Origin of the sequence: Rhodococcus sp. NPDC079359, from assembly GCF_040702585.1 — a bacterium.
Taxonomy (GTDB): domain Bacteria; phylum Actinomycetota; class Actinomycetes; order Mycobacteriales; family Mycobacteriaceae; genus Rhodococcoides.
The window spans coordinates 733,257-757,915 of sequence record NZ_JBFBLH010000001.1 but is presented as its reverse complement, the minus strand read 5'-3'; the positions used below and the strand labels follow the sequence as shown (position 1 = coordinate 757,915).

20 protein-coding genes are annotated in these 24,659 nt (G+C 65.5%); 11 read left to right on the top strand and 9 right to left on the bottom strand.

The features are described 5' to 3' along the window. Positions 1-198: 198 nt before the first annotated feature. Both AB0362_RS03445 and AB0362_RS03440 read left to right on the top strand, forming a co-directional pair. Positions 199-1,500, top strand: coding sequence for an alpha/beta hydrolase-fold protein (locus AB0362_RS03445; RefSeq protein ID WP_366234980.1), 1,302 nt, complete (start codon positions 199-201; stop codon positions 1,498-1,500). Positions 1,501-1,613: 113 nt separating this feature from the next. Beyond that, positions 1,614-4,136: a DUF2156 domain-containing protein gene (locus AB0362_RS03440; RefSeq protein WP_366234979.1), complete on the top strand. Its 2,523-nt coding sequence runs from the start codon at positions 1,614-1,616 to the stop codon at positions 4,134-4,136. A 9-nt stretch (positions 4,137-4,145) separates the two neighbouring features. Here the strand turns inward: AB0362_RS03440 and AB0362_RS03435 are convergent, their stop codons facing one another. The 3 genes from AB0362_RS03435 to AB0362_RS03425 all read right to left on the bottom strand — a co-directional run bounded on the left by AB0362_RS03435 (position 4,146) and on the right by AB0362_RS03425 (position 7,584). Continuing rightward, complete coding sequence (locus AB0362_RS03435) at positions 4,146-5,015, bottom strand: ABC transporter ATP-binding protein (protein ID WP_269594070.1); 870 nt, start codon at positions 5,013-5,015, stop codon at positions 4,146-4,148. Further along, positions 5,012-6,025 carry an iron chelate uptake ABC transporter family permease subunit gene (locus AB0362_RS03430; protein WP_231893713.1) on the bottom strand — a complete coding sequence of 338 codons (1,014 nt, stop codon included), beginning with the start codon at positions 6,023-6,025 and terminating at the stop codon, positions 5,012-5,014. Before AB0362_RS03430 ends, AB0362_RS03435 begins: the two co-directional genes overlap by 4 nt. Positions 6,026-6,108: 83 nt before the next feature. Continuing rightward, positions 6,109-7,584, bottom strand: coding sequence for an iron ABC transporter permease (locus AB0362_RS03425; protein WP_366234800.1), 1,476 nt, complete (start codon positions 7,582-7,584; stop codon positions 6,109-6,111). A gap of 181 nt (positions 7,585-7,765) precedes the next feature. Between AB0362_RS03425 and AB0362_RS03420 the strand changes: the two genes are divergently transcribed. The 8 genes from AB0362_RS03420 (at position 7,766) to AB0362_RS03385 (ending at position 15,011) form a co-directional block, all read left to right on the top strand. Further along, positions 7,766-8,527, top strand: a complete 762-nt coding sequence (locus AB0362_RS03420; RefSeq protein WP_317533970.1) for a hypothetical protein — start codon at positions 7,766-7,768, stop codon at positions 8,525-8,527. Positions 8,528-8,794: 267 nt separating this feature from the next. Continuing rightward, entirely contained in the window at positions 8,795-9,211 is a 417-nt protein-coding gene (locus tag AB0362_RS03415) for a PaaI family thioesterase (protein ID WP_300523231.1), read from the top strand. 5 nt (positions 9,212-9,216) lie between these two features. Continuing rightward, positions 9,217-10,497 (top strand): aldolase/citrate lyase family protein, encoded by a 1,281-nt coding sequence (locus AB0362_RS03410; protein ID WP_366234799.1) that lies wholly within the window; start codon positions 9,217-9,219, stop codon positions 10,495-10,497. 85 nt (positions 10,498-10,582) lie between these two features. Next, positions 10,583-11,215 (top strand): urease subunit gamma, encoded by a 633-nt coding sequence (locus tag AB0362_RS03405; protein WP_094670151.1) that lies wholly within the window; start codon positions 10,583-10,585, stop codon positions 11,213-11,215. Next, on the top strand, positions 11,215-12,936 hold the full coding sequence (locus tag AB0362_RS03400; protein WP_094641743.1) for an urease subunit alpha: 1,722 nt from the start codon (positions 11,215-11,217) through the stop codon (positions 12,934-12,936). Before AB0362_RS03405 ends, AB0362_RS03400 begins: the two co-directional genes overlap by 1 nt. Next, the gene (locus tag AB0362_RS03395; protein ID WP_366234798.1) at positions 12,936-13,592 is read left to right on the top strand and encodes an urease accessory UreF family protein; all 657 of its coding nucleotides are present in this window, start codon (positions 12,936-12,938) and stop codon (positions 13,590-13,592) included. The genes AB0362_RS03400 and AB0362_RS03395 overlap by 1 nt, the downstream gene beginning before the upstream one ends. 39 nt (positions 13,593-13,631) lie before the next feature. Then, entirely contained in the window at positions 13,632-14,336 is a 705-nt protein-coding gene (ureG, locus tag AB0362_RS03390) for an urease accessory protein UreG (RefSeq protein WP_094641747.1), read from the top strand. A 6-nt stretch (positions 14,337-14,342) separates the two neighbouring features. Then, entirely contained in the window at positions 14,343-15,011 is a 669-nt protein-coding gene (locus AB0362_RS03385; protein ID WP_269594077.1) for an urease accessory protein UreD, read from the top strand. A gap of 86 nt (positions 15,012-15,097) precedes the next feature. Here AB0362_RS03385 and AB0362_RS03380 read toward each other — a convergent pair whose 3' ends face one another. The 5 genes from AB0362_RS03380 to dapA all read right to left on the bottom strand — a co-directional run bounded on the left by AB0362_RS03380 (position 15,098) and on the right by dapA (position 21,519). Beyond that, the gene (locus AB0362_RS03380; RefSeq protein WP_269594078.1) at positions 15,098-16,501 is read right to left on the bottom strand and encodes an NAD(P)/FAD-dependent oxidoreductase; all 1,404 of its coding nucleotides are present in this window, start codon (positions 16,499-16,501) and stop codon (positions 15,098-15,100) included. A 97-nt stretch (positions 16,502-16,598) separates the two neighbouring features. Further along, entirely contained in the window at positions 16,599-17,399 is an 801-nt protein-coding gene (locus AB0362_RS03375; protein ID WP_317810443.1) for a DUF2470 domain-containing protein, read from the bottom strand. 23 nt (positions 17,400-17,422) lie between these two features. Next, positions 17,423-18,100, bottom strand: a complete 678-nt coding sequence (locus tag AB0362_RS03370) for a GAP family protein (protein ID WP_317810441.1) — start codon at positions 18,098-18,100, stop codon at positions 17,423-17,425. 83 nt (positions 18,101-18,183) lie between these two features. Further along, a complete protein-coding gene (locus AB0362_RS03365; RefSeq protein ID WP_317810440.1) occupies positions 18,184-20,568 on the bottom strand; it encodes an excinuclease ABC subunit UvrA in 2,385 nt (794 codons plus the stop codon). Between the two features lie 6 nt (positions 20,569-20,574). Then, entirely contained in the window at positions 20,575-21,519 is a 945-nt protein-coding gene (gene dapA / locus AB0362_RS03360) for a 4-hydroxy-tetrahydrodipicolinate synthase (protein ID WP_317810439.1), read from the bottom strand. Between the two features lie 72 nt (positions 21,520-21,591). On the opposite strand from dapA, the gene AB0362_RS03355 reads away from it, so the two are divergent. After that, positions 21,592-22,491 (top strand): LysR family transcriptional regulator, encoded by a 900-nt coding sequence (locus tag AB0362_RS03355; RefSeq protein ID WP_317810438.1) that lies wholly within the window; start codon positions 21,592-21,594, stop codon positions 22,489-22,491. On the opposite strand, the gene helR is transcribed toward AB0362_RS03355, so the two are convergent. After that, positions 22,452-24,629 carry an RNA polymerase recycling motor ATPase HelR gene (helR, locus tag AB0362_RS03350; RefSeq protein WP_317810435.1) on the bottom strand — a complete coding sequence of 726 codons (2,178 nt, stop codon included), beginning with the start codon at positions 24,627-24,629 and terminating at the stop codon, positions 22,452-22,454. The genes AB0362_RS03355 and helR overlap by 40 nt on opposite strands. Positions 24,630-24,659: the final 30 nt, after the last annotated feature.

Sequence of the window (24,659 nt, the reverse complement as noted above, 5' to 3'; positions counted from 1 at the left end):
GTCCGAGTCTACGGCTACTCCGACGTGGATGCGTACTACTCGTGGTAGTACCGACCGTTCAACTGATGTGGGATCGGTCATAGTCGCAGTCGCGACGAATCGGCGGGTCTCGACCGCAGGACTCCCGGGGCGAATAATCTGTGCTGTGATCGTGCCGCCTCTCGGCCCGACTTTCGAGAAGTGAGCGGAGACGAAAGCGTGGAGTGGTTCGATTCCCTGTCGTTGATCGATGGTCCGGTACCGGTGATCGTGTCCGTTCTCGGTGCCCTCGGTGGTCTGTGGCTGCTCGTCTCGAGGTCGCGGCGATACGCCACACGTGCAGTGCCGATCGTCGTCACGGCAGCGATCGTCGTCACGGCGATCGGCTACGTGGTGGTCGAGAAGGTGTGGCGACCGTTCCCGGATCCGATAGAGACCTCGATCTACGTGTGGATCGGAGTGGGCCTCGCTGCGCTGTTCGCGGTGATTCCCAGGGCGGCGAACGCCCGAGGCGTGCTGGGCACGCTGGCGTCGGTGCTGGCGATGGTGTTCGTGGTGGCGGCGTCGGCCCTGCACGTCAACCTCGAGTTCGACGCGTATCCCACCGTGGGCAATGCTCTCGGCGCCGAGTCGGCGGCGCGCATTCAATTCTCGGATGTGCCCAGTGCGGTGGAACAGACCGTTACGGGCACGCCTCTGGAGTCGGTGTGGACAGCACCGGCAGATCTGGCGACCGCCGGAAAGATCACCTCGGCATCCATTCCGGCCACCGCGTCGAACTTCACCGCACGAGATGCGGAGATCTACCTGCCGCCCGCCTATTTCGCCGATCCTCGCCCGCTCCTTCCGGTTCTCGTGCTGCTCGCCGGCCAGCCGGGAGCACCCGAGGACTGGCTCAACGGCGGAAAACTCGCCGAGACGATGGACGATTTCGCTCGCGATCATGCCGGTCTCGCGCCGGTTGTCGTCGTCGCGGACGGAACCGGGTCGTCGATGGCGAATCCGCTCTGTGTCGACTCGCCTCTGGGCAACGTGGACACGTATCTCTCCCGCGACGTTCCCGACTGGATCGACTCGGCGCTGCAGGTGGACCGCAATCGCGCACACTGGGCGATCGGCGGATTGTCCTACGGCGGTACGTGCTCGATTCAGATGGCGACCAATCACCCCGATGTCTATCCCACGTTCCTCGACCTCTCCGGCCAGCGCGAGCCGACTCTCGGCGATCGAGACCGCACGGTGCAGCAGGCCTTCGGAGGGAACTCCGCGGCGTTCACCGCCATCAACCCACTCGACCTGCTGAAATCACGTCAGTACCCCGACTCCGCCGGTATTTTCGTCGTGGGGTCCGACGACAACGACTACAAACCGGGCCAACAGGAGATGTACGACGCGGCGAAGGCCGCCGGAATGGACGTGCAGTACGTGGAAGTACCGGGCGGACACAGCTTCGCGGTGTGGTCGGAAGGCCTCCGGCGCGAGCTCCCATGGTTGGCGACGAGAACAGGGTTGATTTCGTGAACGTGACCGATCCGGATCGACCGTCTGCGGCGGACGCCGAAGTATCGACACCCGCCGAACCGTCGTGGATGTCCGCGCGCACCGAATCCCTGAGGTCCGGTGCGTCTGCAGTGATGCGCCAGCTTCGGCGGGTGTGGGCGCTCATCGTGTTCGGTGCCGTGGGAGCACCGGTCAGTTTCACTTTGCTCGCCGTCGTCTGGGTGATGGGCATCGTCGCCGCGGTCGTGGACAACCGCGGCGAGATGGACAAGTACTTCGCCGTGGGCATCATGCCATTCGAGCACTGGCACCTGTGGACCCCGCTCACCTCGGGTCTGGCGGCGCCCAACATCGCCGGTTGTGTGGTGGCCACGGTCGGGGTGCTGCTGGCCGCCGCACCGATCGAGCGCCGTATCGGATCCCGTCGCTTCGCCGTCGCTGCGTTCGTGACGCAGGTGGCCGGTTCGTGGTTCGGCCTCGGTCTCGCGGTTCTGGCCAAGACCTTCGACGCGGACTGGGGATTCCGGTTGCACGTCGGAACCGCTGTGGGCCCGACGACTTGGATCTTCGGTGTGGTCCTGGTCGCGACCTCGCGAATGGATACGTTGTGGCGCAGGCGAATCCGCGTCGGCGTGCTGGCCTTGCTGGTGACATTGGCATTGTTCGGTGGACACCTGCAGGACGTCGTTCGGCTCGCTGCAGCGGTGATCGGCTTGATCGTGGGCCCGTGGATCGTCGGTCGATCGGCACGTGGCCCTCGACTGGCGGGTACCCGACGCGAAGGCCGGGTGCTGGTTGCGCTGATCGTCGCTGCGAGCGCCCTCGGCCCGGTACTGGCGGCCCTGAGCCCCAACGCTGTCGGGCCGTTCGCGGTACTTCGTGATGTGGTGCGGGGGGTTCCGTACACGGCGGCGGAGGTGCGCGAAATCTGCGCCGACGCGACCACCGACCCGGTCGAATGCCGTCGTGGTCTGCTCGATCTCAGACTCGGGGGGGTCGGTCCGACGATCCTGAGCATCATGCCGTCGTTGTTCCTGCTGGTGGTCAGTGACGGCCTGCGTCGAGGCAGGCGTTTCGCGTGGGCCATGGCGGTGGTCTCGCAGGGAATTCTGCTCGCACTGTCGGTGGCCAACTTCGCGATTCGATTCCTCGAGTCCGGTGACGACCAGTCCCTGTTCTACGGCTTGGAATCGCCGACGGCGTACCGCACTGCGGTGCCGTTCCTGCTGCCCCTGATCGTGTTGCTCGTTCTGATCGTCACGCGCAAGTTCTTCGACGTGTCGGCGCCTTCGGGTACCTACCGTCGATGGGCGGCCTCGGTGGTCGGGGTGGCGGCAGGACTCGCCCTGATCTACTCGCTCGGTGGGTATCTGGCCCGCGGTGGCTTCGCCGATTCGCCGTCCTTCGGCGGACTGCTGGTGGACTTCCCGCAACGATTGGTTCCCCCGGTCTACCTGCAATGGCTCGAACCTGCCCTGCTCCCGCAGAGCACGCCGACGACCCTGCTCTTCGAGTGGACCGGGGTTGTGTTCTGGGTGGTGGTCTGCGTGCTCGCTGCGAGTACTTTCCTCACCCCGGTGTACGGCACCGAGACCGACGCCGCCGAACGGGCGCGCGGATTGCTGATGTCGAGCAGCGGATCCGCTCTGTCGTGGATGACGACCTGGCGCGGCAACAAGTACTGGTTCGGTTCCGACGGTCGCAGCTACGTCGCCTACCGGGTCATCTCCGGCGTCGCACTGACCACCGGGGATCCCGTCGGTCCGCGGGAGTCTCTGCGGGACAACGTCGTCGAGTTCGCCGAGTTCGCGTCCGAGAACGGGTGGATCCCGTGCTTCTACTCCGTCACCCCCGCCGTCCGCCGCATCACCGACTCGCTCGGTTGGGGAGGAATCCAGGTCGGTGAGGAAACGGTTCTGGACCTCGACGGCATTGCGTTCACCGGCAAGCGATTCCAGGACGTGCGGACTGCGCTGAACAGAGCGAAGAAAGCCGGCGTCGTCGCCGAGTGGATCCGCTTTCCATCTGCCCCGCTGGCGATCACGGATCAGATCACGGCGATCTCGGAGGAGTGGGTCGCGGACAAGGGTATGCCCGAGATGGGCTTCACCCTCGGCGGTCTCGAGGAGGTCGACGACGAGAACGTGCGGTGCCTGATCGCCGTCGACGAGAACCGGACCGTGCACGGCGTGACCTCGTGGATGCCGGTGTACGAGGACGGCGTCATCGTCGGATGGACGCTCGACTTCATGAGACGCAGATCCGAGGGCTTCCGGCCCACGATGGAATTCCTCATCGCATCGGCGGCCCTGCTGCTCGAACAGGAAGGTGCCCGATTCCTCAGCCTCTCGGGCGCACCCCTGGCCAAGGTCGACGAGAAGCAACCCGAACACGTCTCCAGTGCCGAGCAGTCCACGCTGTCTGGGCTGCTCGAGCGATTGCTCGACGTCCTCGGACGCACCCTCGAACCCGTCTACGGATTCCGTTCCCTACTGGCGTTCAAGTCGAAGTTCCAGCCTCGCTACGAACCGATGCACATGACCTTCGCGGATCCGGCCGCGCTGCCCAGCATCGGAAATGCGATCGGCCGGGCATATCTGCCCGACGTGTCGATCGGCCAGGGCGTCAAGCTGGTACGCACGATGATCGAGCGGTGAGACCCCGCGCTACCGCTCGGTGGAAGCACCTGCGGCGGCGTGACTCTCGGACCGGACGGGTCCACCGACCGACCCGTACACGTGGCGGGTGCCGATCGGAACGATGAGCGGACGGTCGGACATCGGATCGTCTATCACGGCGGCTTCGAGGCCGAACACGTCGAGCAGCAGCTGCTCGGAGATGACGTCCTGTGGCCTGCCCGAGGTGACGATCCGGCCCTGCTTCATCACGATCAACCGGTCGCTGTACCTGATTGCCAGGTTCAGATCGTGCAGGACCATGACGATGGTGCGGCCGAGTTCGTCGTGCAGGCGGTCGACGAGATCCAGGACCTCGATGGAGTGCGCCAGATCGAGATAGGTGGTCGGCTCGTCGAGCAGCAGGATATCGGTGCCCTGGGCCAGTGCCATCGAGATCCAGGCGCGTTGCCGTTGGCCACCTGACAATTCGTCGACGGGTCTGTCGGCGAGGTCGCTGATTCCGGTCAGTTCGAGTGCGTTCGCGACCTCTGCCTCGTCGTCCGAGCTCCACTGCCGGATCCACGATTGGTGGGGGTGACGACCGCGTGACACGAGATCTGCGACGGTCAGTCCTTCGGGAGCAGTGGGCGCCTGAGGCAGCATCCCGAGGGTGCGGGCCACCTCTTTGGTCTTCATCGACGAGATCGCCCGACCGTCGAGCATCACGCTGCCGGCCTTGGGCTTGAGTAGGCGGCCGAGCGAACGCAGCAGCGTCGACTTTCCGCAGCCGTTGGGTCCGATGACCGTGGTGATGACACCGGTGTGAATCTCGAGATCGAGGTGTTCGACGATGGTGCGGTCGCCGTACCCGAGGCTCAGATCGTTCGCGATCAGACGCGAGGTGTGGCTGGTGGTCATACGGAGGCCTTTCGGTTACTGCGAACGAGTAGGTAGAGCAGGAACGGTCCACCGAGGGCCGAGGTGACGATGCCGACCGGGAGTTCCACCGGCAGAATCGTGCGCGCGATCAGATCGCTTGCCACGACCAGCAATCCACCGAGAAGTGCCGACGCGATGATCGGCGGGCCGGGCGTTCGCAGCACCCTCAGCGCTATTTGGGGAGCGGCGAGCGCCACGAATCCGATGGGTCCCGCGGCGGCGGTGGCGATCGCGGCGAGTGCGACGGCCGCGAGCAGCATCATGGCCTGACTGTGTTGCAGACGGACCCCGAGCGATCGTGCGTTGTCGTCGCCGAGTCGCAGGGCACCCAGAGTGAACGTCGCGACGACTGTGCCGCCACCGACGAGGACGACCGCGATGGCGACCGGCCAGACCGCGGACCAGTCCGCTCCGTTGAGTGACCCGTTGAGCCAGACCTGAGCGCGGGAGACGTCGTTGATGTCGGCGCTGATCAGCAGCCAGCCGATCACCGCGGTGAGCATGGCGTTGACGGCGATGCCGACCAGAATGAGCCGGAATCCGTCGACGCCCTTGCGCCAGGCGAGGGTATAGATCGCGATGGCGGTGAGCAGGCCGCCGATCAAGGCCGCCAGAGGAAGGCCGAGGGTGGCGAGCAGCCCGCTGAAGCTGCTGCCACCGCCGAGCACGATCAACGCGACGGCCGCGGCACTGGAACCGGCCGTGATGCCCAGTATGTCGGGGCTGGCGAGGGCGTTGCGGGAGATCGACTGCGTGATCGCGCCGGATATACCGAGGGCGGCCCCGACCAGGAGCCCGGTCAGTGATCGGGGCAGCCGCAGGTCCATCACGATGAATCGTTCGATCCTCGAACCGCCGCCGAGCAGCACGTCGAGGACCTGCACGATCGACAGCGGGAAGTCGCCTCGGCCGATGTTCACACACATGACCAGCACCAGCGCCGCAGCCAGTAGGACGGTCGTCAGTACCATCAGTGGCCGTCGGACCATCGAGATCGGACCGAGGCGGAACGCCGGCCGGGTGCGAACGCCGCCGTGGCCGGGCGTCGGTGTGGGGGACTGCAGGTCGGCGGTCACAGGCCGACCAACTTCCGGCGTCGGACGAGAGCGATGAAGAACGGCGCTCCGATCAGTGCCAGAACGATGCCCACCTGAAGCTCGCCCGGGCGCACCACGACTCGGCCGATGACGTCGGCGATCATGAGCATCACTCCGCCCATGAGGCCTGCATACGGGACGAGCCAGCGGTAGTCGGGTCCGGTCACCGCGCGGGCGATGTGCGGGACGACGAGGCCGACGAACGCGATGGGCCCGCATGCTGCGGTCGCTGCACCGGTGAGCAGCGTGATGGCGAGGATGCCGACGGTTCGGGTGATCGCGATGTTGGTCCCGAGGGATCGTGCGACGTCCTCGCCGAGGCTCATGACGTTCAGGCCGGGGGTGCTCGCCAGTGCGATGAGGACGCCGATCACCAGGAACGGCAGGACCTGCCATAGCACGTCGAGGCCGCGTCCGGCAACGGATCCGACCACCCAGAAGCGGTAGCCGTCCAAGCTGGTCTGATCGAGCAACACGACGGCGTTGGTCATCGCCGAGAGAAAGAATGCGACGCCTGCTCCGGCCAGGGCGAGATTGACCGGACTCGATCTGCCCGACCCGATCGACGACAGTCCGAAGACGACGATGCTCGCCACCGCCGAACCGGCGAACGCGAACCACAGGTACTGACTCGGCGAGGTGAACCGAAACAGATAGATAGCCATGACGACGAAGAACGCCGCCCCGGAATTGAGGCCGAGCAGGCTGGCGTCTGCCAACGGGTTACGGGTGTGCCCCTGGATGAGAGCGCCTGCGATGCCGAGTGCGATGCCGACGACCAGTGCGAGCACCGTGCGTGGGATCCGCAACGTGCGCACGATGATGTCGGTGTCGGTGCCCGTCGAATTCAGCAGCGCATGGGCGATTTCGGCGAACGTCAGTGGCCGCGCGCCGATGGCGATGCTGGCGAGGATGCCCGCCACGAGCGCGACGACCAGGACTGCCAGGCCGAGCAACCTGCGCCTTCGGATCGCGGCGACCGAGCCGTCCTTGGGAACGGGCTCGAATCCTTCTGCTGCCGCGGTCTTGTCGCGGACCACTTCCGACGACGACGTGTCGATCCCGAACTGACGACGCAGAGCCCGGCGTGCGCCGATGGGGCCATGGGTCGAGGTGTCTCGCAGCGTGAGCCCCAGCCAGCGCTTGCCGGTGCTCTGGCCTTCGTTGCCGTCGCGGTATCCGCGGTTCCAGACGAACAGAGCCACCGCGACGCACACCGCGATGGTGCCGAACACGAATCGGTCCGCCTGGCCGCCACCGTTGTCGTCACGAAGCGCGTCGACGATCGACCAGCCGACGAACAGGGGGATCAGCACGATCAGTGCGTCGATCGCGGCTGCAGCGAGGCGAGAGCTACGCGGCGGCGGCCCGGTGGGCACGTCCTCGGTCCCGTACGGCTCGTCGGAAGACCGGCGTGCGCCGTGGGGGCCGAGTAGCGGAGCTGTTGTCACAGTGCTCGTGACTCCTCGCTGTTTCGAAGGGACACGGTTTAGGTTACGGAACCCTTCCTCGGCGCGTGAGGTGAGGTAAGGGTAGCGGTGCCTGACCGCTTTATGATCTGGTTAGGCTAACCTACATTGAGTGGGTAGGGGTGCGACGCGTGCACCCGCCGGGAAACTGAGGAGCGATCAGATGTCAGTTGCAGCAGCGTCGTATACGGGTTGGGCCGATGTGCATCGACTCTCGAGTCGATCCGGCGGGGCGGCGCTGTTGGCCGACTCGTGTGCGACCCTGCGTGCACTCAACCCCGATTACCCGCGGATGTACGCGGTGGCAGCGATGGCGAACGAGGGCAAGCGCCGTTGGTGGCAGTTGGCGGTGGGTCTCGACGACGGTCGCGTCGAGCAGATGTACCGGCGATCGCTCGAGGATCTCGACGTTCCCGAAGCTGCGGCAGTGCAGGTCGCTACGGCTCTGATCCATGCCGTCGTCGGGCGCGTGGCCGCGCTGCTGGTGTTGGAGGCACGAGCTTGGGATCCGGGCATCGACAATCTGTGGATCCACATGGACAGTGACGGCGGGATCGATTGGGCAGGAGTGACATCGCCGATCCTGCGCGTGCTACCCGAGGATCCCGCCGCGGGTGAGCCCGGCACGGTCACACTTCCGTGCGAACAGGCTCTGTTGGTCTGGACTGCACATCGATGCACGACGTCGCTCGGCGCGGTGTTCCGCGCGATCGCCGACCGCGCACCGCTGGATGCGCGTGTCTTCTGGGCTCTGGTCGGCGACGCCATCCTGGGGGCCTCGACGTATGTACCGATTCTGGCTGGGGCGAGCGCATCGGCAGGTGCGCGCCGGGGTCAGATGCTGCTCGACGCCATGGTCGCGGCCGGGGCACCCGTGCGTTCACGCGTCGGCGTTCCTGGCCGCGCGAGACTACGGGCATCGTGAAGGCCTTGCGTCATAAATAAGGTTTGCCTATGCTGACTTCGTACCAACGGACCGTGCCGGAGTTCTGAGGGCTGCAGTGACTCCCGGTCCTTGCCACGGTGGGCCTCTCGTTCTTCGCGAACGAGAGGCCCACCGATTTTTGTGGGTCCATCGTCGTGTATCCCTGAACGGGAGCCGACTGCCGAGTCGGCCACCCTCTCGACGCAACCGAAAGGCACAGCAATGACGGACTCGAACGGCACCACGGGGGAGACCTCCTTCGACACCATGACGCCGGAACAGCTCACCGAATTGTGTGCACGAGGATTCGACGGGGTCATCGGCCTGCGGTACCTCGAGGTGTCCGGCGACGAGGTGCGCGCGGAATGGACCGTCACTCCGCAGCTCCATCAGCCGGCCGGAATCATGCACGGCGGGGTTTTGTGCTCGGTGGTCGAGTCGGTGGCGAGTATCGGCGGATCGGCCTGGTTCGGCTCCCGGGGGCACGTGGTCGGAACCAACAACAACACCGACTTCCTGCGCGCGACTCGATCGGGAACCCTGGCCGCGCACGGACATCCGATTCATCGGGGCCGCACCCAGCAGCTCTGGCAGGTCGACATGACGGACGAGAGTGGACGCCTGGTTGCTCAGGGCAAGGTCCGGCTGGCGAATATCGAAAACACGGCGCATCTGGGACAGTGATGCCCATGACGGGACACAGCGACAGCGCCGACTCTTCCATCCGGCCGGGCGCAACTTCACTGACTGCCGACGCCTTCGATCGCCTCGAATCACTGTTCGGTCCCATCGACGACGAACTCGCGCAGCATTATCCGGGCGACCGAGTCGGTGGCCAGCCCTCTCACACCGTCTACGTATCGGCCTCGGATGCGTCGGCGGCTGTGTCCGCCGAATGGGGTGCTGCCGCTCTGGCAATCCTGGACGCCCACCCCGAGGTGTTCGCCGGACTCGACACCCAGAACGCCTTACCTCTCGTACGCGACCGGCTCGGAAGTGCGCCCATCCAGGACCTCAGATTCGATTTCGAGGACGGTTACGGATGGCGATCCGACGCCGTCGAGGACCGCCACGCGACCGCAGTCGGGACAACACTGTCCACCTTGGCCGAAGATCCGGCCGGACCGACGTGGCTCGGGATCCGCGCCAAAGGGCTTGCCGCACATGAGCGTCGGCGTGGAATTCGCACCCTGGAGCTGGTCCTGGACGGAGCCGGGGGAGTACCCGACGGCTTCGTGTTCACCGTACCCAAGCTCCGTGCCGCCTCGCAGGTAGCCGCTGTGGTCGCCCTGTGCGAGGAACTCGAGCGTGCGCACGGCCTGCCCGATCGCGCCCTTCGCTTCGAGCTGCAGATCGAGAGCCCACAGGCGGTGATCGGGGCCGACGGAACGGCGACCCTCGCGAGGGCGATCACCAGGGCGGACGGCCGCTGCACCGCCCTGCACTACGGTACCTACGACTACAGCGCCGCCTGCGGAATCACCTCTGCACAACAGTCACTGGCCCATCCGGTCGCGGACCATGCGAAGAACGTCATGCTGGCGGCAGCGGCGCAAACCGGGGTATGGGTGTGCGACGGTTCGACTCAGGTGGTGCCGACGGGCGATTCCGCGCAGGTGGCCGCGTCCGCGCGTCGACATTTCGAGCTGGTGACCAGATCCCTCGAGCGTGGTTTCTATCAGGGTTGGGACATGCATCCCGGCCACCTGGTGACGCGATGGGCGGCGACATTCGGCTTCTTCCGTCAGGCCATGCCGGTCGCTGCTGCTCGGCTGGGCAGCTACCTCGACCGCCAGGGTGGTGAGGTGATGGACGAGCCGGCGACAGCGCAGGCGTTGGCAGGCGTTCTGGTGCGGGGCCTGGATTCGGGCGCATTCGGCATCGCCGAGTTGCAGAACGTGGCTGCCGGCATCGACCGAAACGTGCTGCGGGGACTGCTCGATCGATCGGTGACCGTGCCGCTCGGATGAGGTGCGTCGGCGCGCTCCGCTGCCGGCGGGTCGTAAGCGTGTCAGAATTGCCGGGCACCATCACCGATCGGGACGGAGAACTCCAATGCGGTTGTCTCCGCACGAGCAGGACCGACTGCTCGTCAGCTACGCGGCCGAGCTCGCTCGGCGTCGCCAGGCACGCGGCCTCAAACTCAATCACCCCGAGGCGATCGCGGTCATCACCGATCATCTCCTCGAGGGTGCCCGCGACGGCCGGTCGGTCGCAGACCTGATGTCCTCGGGTCGCGAGATTCTCGGGGCCGACGACGTCATCGACGGCGTGCCCGAGTTGCTCCCCGAGGTGATGGTCGAAGCGACCTTCCCGGACGGCACGAAACTGATCACGGTGCACGAGCCGATCTCTCCGAAGCGGGGTGACGGTCACCTGATTCCGGGCGAGATCATTACCGTCGCAGGCGACATCGAGATCAACGACGGCGCCGAGGTGATCTCTATGGCCGTCGTCAACGCGGGAGATCGACCGGTACAGGTGGGTAGCCACGTGCATTTCCCGCAGTCGAACGCAGCTCTGCAGTTCGACCGCGAACGGGCGCACGGCTGCCGCCTCGACATCCCTGCGGGCACGGCGGTGCGTTTCGAGCCCGGCATAGAACAGACGATTCGGCTCGTGCCCCTCGGCGGCACGCGCGAGGTACACGGATTGAGCATGACACCTCCCGGAAAGTTGGACAGCTGATGGCGCGTATGAGTCGCAGTCGATACGCCCAGTTGTTCGGTCCCACCACGGGTGATCGAATCCGCTTGGCAGACACCGATCTTCTGATCGAGGTCACCGAGGACCGCAGTGGTGGCCCCGGCAACGCCGGTGAGGAGGCCGTGTTCGGCGGTGGCAAGGTGATCCGTGAATCGATGGGTCAGTCCCGAGCCACCCGCGCCGACGGCGCTCCCGATACGGTCATCACCGGGGTTGTCGTCGTCGACTACTGGGGAATCATCAAGGCCGATCTCGGTATCCGCGACGGACGCATCGTGGCGCTGGGCAAGGCGGGCAATCCCGACACCATGACCGGGGTGCATCCCGATCTCGTCATCGGCCCGTCCACCGAGATCATCGCGGGCAACGGAAAGATCGTCACCGCAGGCGGTATCGACTGCCACGTCCACCTGATCTGCCCGCAGATCAAGGAGGAGGCTCTCGGTGGCGGCATCACCACGGTGATCGCAGGCGGTACCGGTCCCGCCGAAGGGAGCAAGGCCACCACCGTCACCCCGGGCGCATGGCACCTGTCTCGGATGCTCGAGTCACTGGACGACTGGCCGATGAACATCGTGCTCCTCGGCAAGGGCAACACGGTCAATCCCGACTCGATGTGGGAGCAATTGCGCGCCGGCGCATCGGGTTTCAAACTGCACGAGGACTGGGGATCGACCCCGGCCGCGATCGACGCGTGCCTGCGAGTGTGCGAGGACGCAGGCGTTCAGGCAGCGTTGCACTCGGACACTCTCAACGAGGCCGGATTCGTCGAGACCACCCTCGATGCGATCAGGGGACGCGGAATTCACGCGTATCACACCGAGGGTGCGGGCGGCGGGCACGCACCCGACATCATCACCGTGGCGGCGCAGCCGCACGTCCTCCCCAGCTCGACCAACCCGACGCGGCCCCACACCGTCAACACCCTGGACGAGCATCTCGACATGCTGATGGTGTGCCACCACCTCAGTCCGTCGATTCCGGAGGATCTGGCCTTCGCCGAGAGCCGAATTCGGCCGTCGACGATCGCAGCCGAGGACCTGCTGCACGACATGGGTGCGATCTCGATGATCGGCAGCGACGCTCAGGCGATGGGCCGGATAGGCGAGGTGGTTCTGCGCACCTGGCAGACGGCCCACGTGATGAAGTCTCGTCGCGGCTTCCTCGCAGGTGACAACGGAGCCGACAACAACCGAGTCATGCGCTACGTCGCCAAGTACACCATCTGCCCGGCCGTCGCACATGGCCTCGACGACGAGATAGGTTCGATCGAGCCGGGCAAACTCGCCGACCTGGTGCTGTGGGATCCGGCATTCTTCGGGGTGCGTCCCCACATGGTCATCAAGGGCGGCATGATCGCCTGGGCTGCCATGGGCGATGCCAACGCGTCCATCCCGACCCCACAACCCGAACTGCCACGTCCTATGTTCGGGGCGTCGCCGAAGGCAGCCGCCGCGACGTCGCTGCATTTCGTTGCCCCGCAGGCGATCGAGGACGGACTGGCCGGACGTCTGAACTGCGATCGTCGGTTGGTTCCGGTCAAGAACGTGCGCGGTGTCAGGAAGTCGGACATGGCACTCAACGACGCTCTGCCCGACATCCGAGTCGATCCCGATACCTTCACGGTCCGTATCGACGGGGACGTGTGGACGGAGCAGCCGGCAACCGAACTGCCGATGGCGCAGCGATACTTCCTCTTCTGATGCCCGATGCCCGACTGCAGGTGACCACGCTTCTCTCGCTTGCGGATTCACGGCTGCCCACCGGTGGCCACGTGCATTCCGGCGGCGTGGAGGAAGCGATCGCCTCGGGCTTCGTCCGAGACATCGCGACGCTCGAGGCGTTTCTGCGACGCCGCATCCGAACCTCCGGGGCCACAACGGCGTCCATTGCCGCATCGCTGGTGTACGGGTCGTCGAGCACGGACGAGGCAGATGCCGAATCCGACGCACGAACACCGTCCCCGGCCGCGAGGTCCGCTTCCCGTGCTCAGGGCCGCGGACTGCTTCGGCTGGCCAAATCTGCTTGGCCGCATCATGATTGGGCGGCCATCGGCCGCAAGCCGCATCTGGCCGTTGCCGCCGGACACGTCGGACTCGCGGCGGGCCTGTCGGTTACCGACACGGCCGCCGTGCAGGTGTACATCACCATGACCGGGTCGGCGATTGCCGCCCAGCGTCTGCTCGCGCTCGATCCGGCCGAGGTCGCGGCGTGCACCATCCGGTTGGGCGACTTCTGCGACGACGTGACCGCGGCGTTGTGCGAGTGCCTGCCCGAGCTGATGGAGTTGTCGGATCCGTTGCTGGACATGTTCGCCGAAGCCCACGCCGTCCGCGATCGGCCGTTGTTCGTATCCTGAGTACGGATCCATTTTTTCTCTAGCGACAAGGAGTTCGACATGCCCCCGCACCTGATCGACGGTGAGCCCCACGACCACGGTTTGGATCGGCCCAAGCGCGCACGGGTGGCAGGTGACGCGCTGCGCGTCGGCATCGGTGGACCCGTCGGTTCCGGGAAGACGGCGTTGGTTGCTGCGCTGTGCCGCGAACTGCGCGACGAACTTTCGCTCGCCGTACTCACCAATGACATCTACACCACCGAGGACGCGGACTTCCTGCGTCGGCACGCCGTGTTGCCCGACGAGCGCATCACGGCGGTCCAGACCGGTGGATGCCCACACACCGCGATCCGAGACGACATCACGGCCAATCTCGACGCCATCGACGATCTGATCGAGAACAACCCGCCCCTGGATCTGATTCTCGTGGAATCCGGTGGCGACAATCTGACGGCGACGTTCTCGTCCGGTCTGATCGACGTGCAGATATTCGTCGTCGACGTGGCCGGGGGAGACAAGGTGCCGCGTAAGGGCGGTCCCGGTGTGACGTTCTCCGACCTGTTGGTCGTCAACAAGACCGACCTCGCTCCGTACGTCGGAGCTGATCTCGGTGTCATGGAACGGGACGCGGCTCAGGTACGCGAGGGGCGCCCGACTGCGCTGATCTCCCTCACCGACGATCCGGCGGCGACCATGGTGCTCGAGTGGGTGCGGGAGCAGCTGAAGGTGATCGCCGACGCCGACGCGCACGCCCACACACACTGAGCGTCGATGCACACAGAGCTCTGCATCGACGCGAGCCGCAGCCGCAGCCCACGCATCACCTCGGTGGGCGGACTCGCCGGCCGACAGACCGGACCGGACACGGTTCACCTGATCGGAACGGCGGCAACTCCTCTCGGCGGTGACACCATCGTGGTCAGAATCTCGGTGGCGGCCGGCGCGCACCTGGAGGTGCGCAGTGTCGCAGCCTCGTTGGCTATGCCCGGTGGGCTGCATCGTCACTCCTCCGCGCAGTGGCACTTCGAGGTCGGTGCAGGTGCGTCGCTGGTCTTCGACCCGGAACCGATGGTCGTCGTCTCCGATGCCTCGCACTCGGTGATCAACACCGTTGTGCTGGAACAGGATTCGACTCTGTGGTTACGAGAGCGAACGCAGATCGGCCGCTTCGAGGAAGCGTCGGGACAGTGGAGCAGTGCGATGCGATGCGACGTCGGAGGCAGCCCGCTGCTGCGTCATCGGGTGGAACTGGGTGCGGGATCGGTTGCGCACGACGCGTTGTCGGCACCGCTGTCGATGTCCAGCACGCTGAGGTATCCCGATACTCGGGCGTCCGAGGTCGATCTGGCAGACGGTTCCGTCCGGCTGGCGCTGGCCGGAGGCGGTTCGCTGAGTACCTCGGTGGGGCGTCGTCTACAGCCTGTCGATTCGCTCGGCTGAGACAGCCCCGACAAACGAACGACGCACGGGCCGACGGAATGTCGTCGGCCCGTGCGTCGTAGTCGTAGCGACGGGTCAGCTGCTGATCAGCCTGCGGCCTTCTCGCGTTCCTGCTCCTGATCGGCTGCGTCCGTCTTGACGGCACCTGCACGTTCGAGGGAGTTGAGTTGCTCGATGGCCAATCGCGCGAACACCTGCTGTTCGGTCGACGCCATCTGCGCGCGGCCCTTGCCGAGGAACGTCACGAACCACGAGATGACGGTCGTGATGCGGCTGCGGTAGCCCACGAGGTAGTACAGGTGCAGAGCGAGCCACATGAGCCAGGCGATGAATCCACCGAACTCGAGCTTGCCGACCTTGGCGACGGCGTTGAATCGCGACACCGTCGCCATCGAACCCTTGTCGAAGTACTTGAACGGGGCCCGCTGCGCGGGATCGTCCTGGCCCTTGACCGACGCCTTGATCAGCTTGGCAGCGTAGGTCGCTCCCTGAATGGCGCCCTGCGCCATGCCCGGAACGTCCTTGACCGACATCAGGTCGCCGACCACGAACACGTTCGGGTGACCCTTGACGGTGAGGTCCGGTTCGACCAGCACGCGTCCGGCGCGATCGGTCTCGGATCCGGACTGGTCGGCGAGCTGCTTGCCGAGTGGGCTGCCCTGCACGCCTGCGGACCAGACCTTGCACTGCGCCTCGATGCGACGCGTCGTGCCGTCCTTCTCCTTGACGGTCAGGCCGTCGTTGTCGACGTCGGTGACCATCGCGTTGAGCTGGATTTCCACGCCGAGCTTCTCGAGCCGCTCGGCAGCCTTGCGGCCGAGCTTCTCACCCATCGGCGGCAGCACGGCGGGAGCGGCGTCGAGCAGGATGACGCGGGCGTCACGCGGATCGATGTTGCGGAAAGCTCCGTCGAGGGTGCGATCGGCGAGCTCGGCGATCTGCCCGGCGAGCTCGACACCGGTGGGACCCGCGCCGACGACCACGAAGGTCATGAGGCGGTCCTTCTCCTCCTGATCGTCGGAGAGTTCGGCCTGCTCGAACGCACCGAGGATGCGTCCTCGCAGTTCGAGTGCATCGTCGATGGTCTTCATGCCGGGCGCGAACTCGGCGAAGTGGTCGTTGCCGAAGTAGGACTGCTGTGCGCCTGCAGCGACGATCAGGCTGTCGAACGGAGTGACGGTGATGCGTTCGAGGAGCTTGGACGTCACCGTCTTGGCCTCGAGATCGATGTTCAGCACGTCTCCGAGCAGCACCTCGGCGTTTTTCTGCTTGCGCAGAATGACGCGGGTGGTGGGAGCGATCTCGCCGACGGACAGAATGCCTGTCGCGACCTGATAGAGGAGAGGCTGGAAAAGGTGGTGTGTCGTCTTGGCGACGAGGGTGATGTCGACGTCGGCTTTCTTGAGCGCCTTGACGCCGAACAGACCTCCGAACCCGGAACCGATGACGACGACGCGGTGACGCTTCGATTCGAGCGGTTGGATGCTCATTACCTGCTCCCTAACGATTGCGGTGTGCGGTCAACGGTAGTCGCCATCGATCGCGGCGTCTCGACAAGGTCGTCGTGTCTGTGGTGGCAGTGCACACCTATCGGCCGGCTGCTGCGCGCTTCGCCAGTTCCACGGTCGCGGCTCGCAGTTCGGCAGCCGAGCCGATCGGAGTCGCATAACCGACCCTGGTGTACGCGATTCCGCGCGGCGTGTGCACCTTCAGATCCAGTCCGTAGCGGTCCGCTGCCGTGCACTCCGCGGACGTCGCATCGGGAAAGCCGCCCAGTTCGCGGGCCATCGCAGTCAGCGACGTCGAGTGGTCGGCGTTGAGGTGCTCGACCGCGTACGCGGAGGTCGGCGACACCGGATCGGGCGCGGCCTGGGAATACGCTTCGGCAGTTGCAGAATCCATCCGGCCGTATCCGCCGACCCACCGGACCCGATGCACGCGCATGACCCAGAGCGTGAAATCGCTGTAGTCGAGGTAGTACTTCGCCGCCGGTACGCCGTCGAGGTGCGCCGCGCGTGCTGCGGCCAGCTCGTCGCCCTCCGGCCGCTCGACCACACCTGCCAGCGTGATTCGGCCCGACGCCAGCGGATCGGTCTGCGATTGCGGTGCCACGATCGACAGGCTCATCCGTTGATCACCGGTGAGGTTGCGTCCATGTTCGGCCATTCGCGAGACACACAGAACCGGAGCGCCGTCGAGCAATCCGTACGTGACGAACGAAGCCCAGGGATCGCCGTCCGCGGTCAGGCTCGCAAGAGTTGCGGTGTTGGTGGACGCAGCGATCGTGCGTGCTTCCTCGGCCGCGGACGGCCGACGGTCCTCGACGACGGGGGTCAGGGGAGGGGGAACGGACGGGGCGTCACCGGGATCGCCATGATCGAGTGCCATGCGCAGAAGCTTACGGCGACGACCTACAGGAGGTCTCGGGCATGAACGAGCGCGTCGGCGACGAGTGCGACACCGAGTACGACGAAGATGACGCGCACCGTCGGCGGGCCGTACCGCGTCAGGGCCCGTTCGGTCGCGGTGAACGCCCGCCGGGAACGTCGACTCTTCCTCGACGCCAGAATCAGAACGAGGATGGGCGGTAGCAGCCCGATCAGGCAGTACACCACGACGATGGCCGGCCACCACGGCGGACGGGGATCGTAGGTGGAGAGCATCGTCAACCCGGCGAGATACGGCACTGCCGTCGGGCCCTGCACCAGACCGATCGTCAGTCCGGTCAGGGCAACGACGGGAATGCTCGAGCCGGCGCGGGCTGCCCACGCCGGCGGGCGACGTTCGGTGGTGGGCAGTGCACCGAGACCGATCAGCACCAGCCCCACAACCAGTTCCGTTCGATACCGGAGCGTGGCAGTGATGGTGATGTCGAACAGATCGGTGAAGAAGTCGATGCCGAGAACGGTGAGGATGCCGAAGGTGGTCGTGGCCGTGAACACTCCGCCGACGAACGCCAGCCCGGCTCGGAAAGGAGACCGGCGGGTGGTTCTCGAATGCACAGCGATGGCAGCGGTCACGCCGATCAGCAGCACGTCGAGTGAATCGAGTAGTGCAAATCCGACAAGCGCAAGCAGCAAGGTCACCATGGAGGGTCCAGGATATCGGTCAGTCGAAGGTGACCTTCTCGGTGAAGACGGCCTCGGCGGTCCGGCCGGGAATCGGTTGCACGTCAACTCCCGACATACGTGGCCAAGTGCTTGCCCGTCAGGGTCGAACCGTCCGCCACCAGATCGGACGGCGTGCCCTCGAACACGACCAGTCCGCCGTCGTGCCCGGCACCGGGACCGAGATCGATGATCCAATCGGCGTGGGCCATGACGGCCTGATGATGCTCGATGACGATCACCGACTTGCCCGAGTCGACCAACCTGTCCAACAGCCCCAGGAGCTTGTCGACATCGGCGAGGTGCAGCCCGGTGGTGGGTTCGTCCAGCACGTAGATCCCGCCTTTGTCGGCCATGTGCGTCGCCAGCTTGAGGCGTTGGCGTTCTCCACCCGACAGCGTGGTCAACGGCTGGCCGATCTTCAGGTAGCCCAGTCCGACGTCGTTCAATCGCTGCAGAATCCTGTGTGCCGGGAGCAGTTTCGCCGGCCCGTCGGAGAAGAATTCCTCGGCCTCGGCGACCGACATCGACAACACCTCGTCGATGTTGCGCCCGCCGTAGTGGTACTCGAGTACCGATGCCTGGAATCGCTTGCCCTCGCACTCCTCGCACGTCGTGGCCACCCCGGCCATCATCGCGAGGTCGCTGTAGAGGACGCCAGCGCCGTTGCACGTCGGGCACGCGCCTTCGGAGTTCGAGCTGAACAACGCGGGTTTGACGGCGTTCTCCTTGGCGAACGCCTTGCGGATCGGTTCGAGCAACCCGGTGTACGTCGCGGGGTTGCTCCGCCGCGACCCGCGTATCGCCCCCTGATCGACCGACACCACATCGTCTGTCCCCGAGAGCGATCCGTGAATGAGCGAACTCTTGCCCGAGCCTGCGACGCCGGTGACGACAACCAGTACTCCGAGTGGAACGTCGACGTCCACGTCGCGCAGATTGTGGGAGTCCGCGCCGCGGATTTCGAGTACTTCGGAGAACTCGCGCACCGATTCCTTCAGTGATGCCCGATCGTCGAAATGCCGACCGGTGACGGTGTCGCTCTGCCGCAATCCGTCGACGGTGCCCTCGAAACAGACGTGCCCGCCCGCGCTTCCCGCGCCGGGGCCCAGATCGACCACGTGATCTGCGATGGAGATCGTCTCGGGTTTGTGCTCGACCACGAGTACGGTGTTTCCCTTGTCCCGCAACTGAAGCAGCAGGTTGTTCATCCGCTCGATGTCGTGGGGATGCAGACCGGTGGTCGGCTCGTCGAACACGTACGTCACGTCGGTCAACGAGGATCCGAGGTGGCGAATCATTTTGGTGCGCTGGGCCTCTCCACCGGACAACGTTCCCGACGGACGATCCAGGCTCAGGTAGCCGAGCCCGATCTCGACGAACGAGTCGAGGGTCTCGCCCAGTGTGGTCAGCAGCGGTGCCACCGACGGTTCCTTCAGGCCGCTCACCCACTTCGCCAGGTCGCTGATCTGCATCGAACATGCGTCGGCGATGTTGATGCCCTTGATCTTCGACGACCGAGCACCTTCGTTGAGCCTGGTTCCGAGGCAGTCCGGGCAGGTGGTGAAAGTGATCGCGCGTTCGACGAAGGCGCGGATGTGGGGCTGCATGGCGTCGACGTCCTTGGACAGGAACGACTTCTGAATCTGCGGCACGAGCCCCGAATAGGTCAGATTGATGCCGTCGACCTTGATCTTCGTCGGTTCGCGATAGAGCAGGTCGTCGAGTTCCTTCTTGGTGTACTTCGAGATGGGCTTGTCCGGGTCGAAATACCCGCAGCCGCGGAATATGCGGCCGTACCAGCCCTCCATGCTGTAGCCGGGGATCGTGATCGCGCTCTCGTTGAGCGACTTGCTCGCGTCGTAGAGAGCGGTGAGATCGAAGTCGCTGACGGAGCCTCTGCCCTCACAGCGCGGGCACATGCCACCGGTCACGGTGAAGGACTTCTTCTCTGTGGTCTGCCTGCCGCCCTTGTCCACCTTGTACGCACCTGCACCGGACACCGACGCGACGTTGAACGAAAAGGCCTGTGCGGAGCCGATGTACGGCTTTCCGATTCGGCTGAACAGAATCCGCAGCATGGCGTTGGCATCGGTTGCGGTGCCGACGGTGGAGTGAGGATTCGCGCCCATGCGCTGTTGATCGACGATGATGGCCGTTGTGAGTCCGTCCATGACGTCGACATCCGGGCGGCCGAGCGTGGGCATGAATCCTTGTACGAAGGCACTGTAGGTCTCGTTGATCATGCGTTGCGATTCGGCCGCAATCGTACTGAAGACCAGCGAGCTCTTTCCGGAGCCGGAGACCCCGGTGAACACGGTCAGTCGCCGCTTGGGCAGCTCCACATCGATGTCCTGGAGATTGTTCTGCCGCGCCCCGTGAACACGAATCGAATCGTGACTGTCGGCAGCATGCCGTGCCGAGCCCTCCGAGACCTTCTTCGTCGCCATGAGCAGTCACGCTAGTCGTACCGAAGCCTGCTCGCTTCTCGATTCCTGATCGAATCCGGTGGCGGACAGGGCCGCGTCGAGTCGGCTCAGGTCGGCGGCCGAGGAGGCGAGAAGTGGGCGTCGCACGGTCGCGTCGGAGATGACGCCGATCCTGGCGAGCGCGGCCTTCGCCATGATGGCCCCCTGCGTCGTGCGCATGACGGCGTCGGTCAACGGCAGGAGCGATCGCTGTACTGCGTTCGCTCGGTCCAGGTCGCCGACGCGGATTGCCGCGATCAGCTCGGCGTAGCGGTCTGCCACCACGTTTCCGGTGACGCTGACCAATCCTGTTGCACCGGAGGCGAGGTAGGGCAGCGCGAGTTCGTCGATTCCGCAGTAGTAGGCGAGGTCCGTCGAGGACATGACGGTCATGGCCTCGTACAGATCACCCTTGGCATCCTTGACAGCACCGATGAGCGGGTGGTGAGAGAGCTCGACGAGCGTCGACGCCTCGATCGCCACACCTGTGCGCGCCGGGACGTCGTACGCCATGACCGGTAGCCCACCTGCCTCGGCGATGGCGACGATGTGCTCCGCAATGCCGGCCTGAGTGGGGCGCGAATAGTAGGGAGCGGTGATGAGCAGTGCGTCGGCGCCGGCTGCCGCCGCGGACCGTGCCATCTCGATCCCCGCGGCGGTGTTGTTGGTGCCGATTCCCGCGGTCACGCGAAGAGCGTGACCGGAGTGCCTGCGGGCTCGAGCGATCAGCTGCGAGATCTCGTGGCCCGTCAAGGTCGGTGCTTCGCCGGTCGTTCCGGCGATGACGACGCCGTCGCATCGTGTAGCCAGCAGGTGTGCGAGAAGGGCATCGACGCCCGCAAGGTCGAGTGAACCATCGGGGTGCATCGGGGTCGCCATGGCGACGAGGTTCGTGCCGAAGATCGTCGAGGCCGGCGACGGAGCGATGGTCATGGTCCGAGTGTGGACTGCTCGATACATGAGGTCCAGCGAAGTATTTTCCGCATTACTGCGTACTGTTGCTTCATGATCGACATGGGTGCTTTGCACGCCCTGCGCGCTGTGGCAGCTCTGGGCACTCTCGCGCGGGCCGCCGACGAGCTCGGCTACACCTCCTCGGCGATCTCCCAGCAGATCAAACGACTCGAACGGCAGATCGGCACCCCGGTACTGGCCCAGGCCGGTCGGGGAGTCGTGCTCACCCCCGCAGGTCGGGCGGTGGTCGAGTCCGCAGGGGACGTGTTCGACGCTCTCGAACGGTGCGTCGAGGCTGCTCGATCCGCCGACGAGGGCGTCGCACGTGGGCTCGTTCGGTTGGTCGGCTTCTCGACCGCAGTTCGTGGGCTGCTGGCACCCGCGCTGATCGAGCTGAATCGACGGTATCCCGATCTGACGGTGCACATCAGCGAGGAGGATCCCGACCGCGCACTGCACAGCGTGTCTGCCGGGACCGCAGACCTGGCGCTGGTGCACGATGCAGACGGAGTATCCGCGCCCGCTCCGCCCTCGGTCGTTCGGCAACGGATTCACACGGATTTCGGCGACGTGATCATGAAGCGCACCCACCCCCTCGCCCACTGCGAGATCGCGTTGACCCATGCCGAACTCGCTCGGTACCCGTGGGTGACGAGCCCGGCCGGGACGGTGTGTCACCAGTGGTTTCGGCGGCTGTTCGCCGATACGTCCGCCGAGGTCGACGTTCGCCATCTCGTGGACGACTTCTCCACGCAACTCGCGCTGGTCGAAGCGGACGATGTCCTCGCTCTCGTGCCTCGCCTCGCGCGTCCGGTGCTCGGTGCAGGTCTCGTCGCGGTTCCGCTCGAGCGCGCTCCTGCTCGTGAAGTGCAGGCCGCGTGGCGGCGCAGCGCCGATGCCAGCCCGGCAATTCATGCCGTGCTGGACGTCCTCGACGCGGCCTCGCGCTGACTGGTCAGAACGACCAGATGGCCGGTCGCTCGCGTCATCGCCACGTACCTGTCTACGGCACCGGCGATTCCTGATCCGAACGAATCCGGGTCGATCAGGACGACCAGATCGAATTCGAGGCCCTTCGTCAACTGCGGTGTCAGCGAGCGGATGCGCTCCGACGGAGCAAACGTGGGATCACCGATGACGCAGGCGATTCCGTCGACGTTCGACTCCAGCCAGCGATCGAGGACCGATGCCAGCTGTGCCGCGTCGCCGTACTCGACGGGCACACCGGTGCTGCGGATGGAGACCGGAACATTGGCGTCCGGCATCGCCGCGCGGATCACCGGCTCGGCCTCGGCCATGACTTCCTGCGGTGTGCGGTAATTGACACCGAGGGTCGCGATCCTGACCCGGTCGAGTCCCGCACGTCCAAGCCGTTCGCGCCAGGACTCGGCGAATCCCTGTCGCGCTTGCGCGCGGTCTCCGACAATGGTGATGCTGCCCGACGGGCACCGGCGCAGAACCATCTGCCACTGGGCGTCGGTCAACTCCTGCGCCTCGTCGACGACGATGTGTGCGAACGGCCCCGCCAACGGATCCGACGGGATGTCCTCGAAGCCCGCCGAATCGACGAGTGCGTCGCGAATCCCGTCCTGCCGCAACTGTGCAGCCATCATCTCGTCGTCGTCGGCGGCCATGAGTTCATCGACCACGCGGTCCATCCGCACGCGCTCCGCAGCCGCGGCTACCTCCCTGCGCCGAGTGCGGCGCGCGTGCTCGGGATCTCCCAGCCTTATCCGTGCGGCGTCGAGCAGCGGCAGATCGGACACCGTCCATCGCGTCGGATCGGGTCGTTGTAGTGCGCGGACATCCTCGGGGGCGAGCCAGGGTGCGCACGAACGAAGGTACGCCGGCACGCTCCACAGGTCTGCGACGAGGTCGGCGGCATCGATGATCGTCCAGGATCGTTCCAGCTCCGCGCGTAGAGACTCGTTGTTCTGCAGTGACTTTCGTATGTCGTGGGGGGCCTCATCGCCGTCGTAGCGGTCCGTCAGAATCGTCAGCAGCAATTCCCAAACCTGTTCACGAGCCTCGTTGTGCGGAGTGCCGGGGTCGGGTGCCTCGAACGACTCGGCCCAATCGGCGGCAGTCAACGTCAGATCGTCCCATTCGGTCTCCACGATCATGGTCCGAGTCGGCGGCTGTTCGTAGAACGCAACGGCCGCCTCGATCGCCACGCTCATGTTCGCGGTCGCCTTCAATTGCGCCACAACAGGATTCGTCTCCTCGATCACGTTCGATCCTTCGGCGACGAGATCTCGAAGAGTGCAGGTCTGCACACCGTCCTCGCCCAGACTCGGTAGGACGTCGGAGACGTAGGCGAGGTACGGCTCGTGTGGGCCGACGAACAGCACGCCGCCGCGGCTGTGTCCGAGACGCGTCTCCGTGTACAGCAGATACGCGGTGCGATGCAGTGCGACCACGGTTTTCCCGGTTCCAGGACCACCGTCGACGACCAGCGCGCCGCGGGCGTCCGATCGAATGATCGCATCCTGATCTGCCTGGACGGTGCCCAGCACGTCGCGCATTCGAGGTGAACGCGCCGCACCCAGACTGGTGATGAAGGCGGACTGATCGTCCAGCGCAGCTTCGGTGATCGGTCCGGTCAGGTCGAACACCTCGTCCCAGTAGTCGGTGATGGTGCCGTTCGTCCACCTGTATCTACGACGACTTCGCAGCCCCATGGGATTGGCGTGAGTAGCGCCGAAGAACGGTTCGGCTGCGGGGGAGCGCCAGTCGACGAGGAGTTGCTCGCCCGCGGTTCCCAGCAGTCCGAGTCGTCCGATGTATACCGGCTCCTCCGCGTCGGTGGTCACGACGCGACCCAGGCACAGATCGACTCCGTACCGACGCAGTGAACGGAGACGGCCGCCCAAGCGGTGTATCTCGAAGTCGCGTTCCATCACTTCTCGGCCCATACGGCCCGACGACTTCTGCGCTGCCTCCAGCCGTGCCGACGTGTCGAGACGAGACTTCTCGATACTCGATCGAATAGCTGAAAAGTGTTGCTTGTCTTGGCCGATCAATGCCGAGTCACGCTTGCGCGCGAGATTGTCGGGTAGGTCGAAAACACTCGGGTACGCATGTTTCACAGGACTCCGATCGATTGCTACGTGGCTGCA

Bases quoted from the DNA above. Each gene is read 5' to 3' on its own strand.
- AB0362_RS03370 (WP_317810441.1), bottom strand. From the start codon at position 18,100: ATGGTGACCTTGCTGCTTGCGCTTGTCGGATTTGCACTACTCGATTCA.
- AB0362_RS03420 (WP_317533970.1), top strand. From the start codon at position 7,766: ATGTCAGTTGCAGCAGCGTCGTATACGGGTTGGGCCGATGTGCATCGA.
- AB0362_RS03440 (WP_366234979.1), top strand. From the start codon at position 1,614: ATGCGCCAGCTTCGGCGGGTGTGGGCGCTCATCGTGTTCGGTGCCGTG.
- AB0362_RS03375 (WP_317810443.1), bottom strand. From the start codon at position 17,399: ATGGCACTCGATCATGGCGATCCCGGTGACGCCCCGTCCGTTCCCCCT.
- AB0362_RS03385 (WP_269594077.1), top strand. From the start codon at position 14,343: ATGCACACAGAGCTCTGCATCGACGCGAGCCGCAGCCGCAGCCCACGC.
- AB0362_RS03435 (WP_269594070.1), bottom strand. From the start codon at position 5,015: ATGACCACCAGCCACACCTCGCGTCTGATCGCGAACGATCTGAGCCTC.
- dapA (WP_317810439.1), bottom strand. From the start codon at position 21,519: ATGACCATCGCTCCGTCGCCGGCCTCGACGATCTTCGGCACGAACCTC.
- AB0362_RS03355 (WP_317810438.1), top strand. From the start codon at position 21,592: ATGATCGACATGGGTGCTTTGCACGCCCTGCGCGCTGTGGCAGCTCTG.
- AB0362_RS03410 (WP_366234799.1), top strand. From the start codon at position 9,217: ATGACGGGACACAGCGACAGCGCCGACTCTTCCATCCGGCCGGGCGCA.
- AB0362_RS03395 (WP_366234798.1), top strand. From the start codon at position 12,936: ATGCCCGATGCCCGACTGCAGGTGACCACGCTTCTCTCGCTTGCGGAT.
- AB0362_RS03365 (WP_317810440.1), bottom strand. From the start codon at position 20,568: ATGGCGACGAAGAAGGTCTCGGAGGGCTCGGCACGGCATGCTGCCGAC.
- AB0362_RS03405 (WP_094670151.1), top strand. From the start codon at position 10,583: ATGCGGTTGTCTCCGCACGAGCAGGACCGACTGCTCGTCAGCTACGCG.
- ureG (WP_094641747.1), top strand. From the start codon at position 13,632: ATGCCCCCGCACCTGATCGACGGTGAGCCCCACGACCACGGTTTGGAT.
- AB0362_RS03380 (WP_269594078.1), bottom strand. From the start codon at position 16,501: ATGAGCATCCAACCGCTCGAATCGAAGCGTCACCGCGTCGTCGTCATC.
- AB0362_RS03430 (WP_231893713.1), bottom strand. From the start codon at position 6,025: ATGGTCCGACGGCCACTGATGGTACTGACGACCGTCCTACTGGCTGCG.
- AB0362_RS03415 (WP_300523231.1), top strand. From the start codon at position 8,795: ATGACGCCGGAACAGCTCACCGAATTGTGTGCACGAGGATTCGACGGG.
- AB0362_RS03400 (WP_094641743.1), top strand. From the start codon at position 11,215: ATGGCGCGTATGAGTCGCAGTCGATACGCCCAGTTGTTCGGTCCCACC.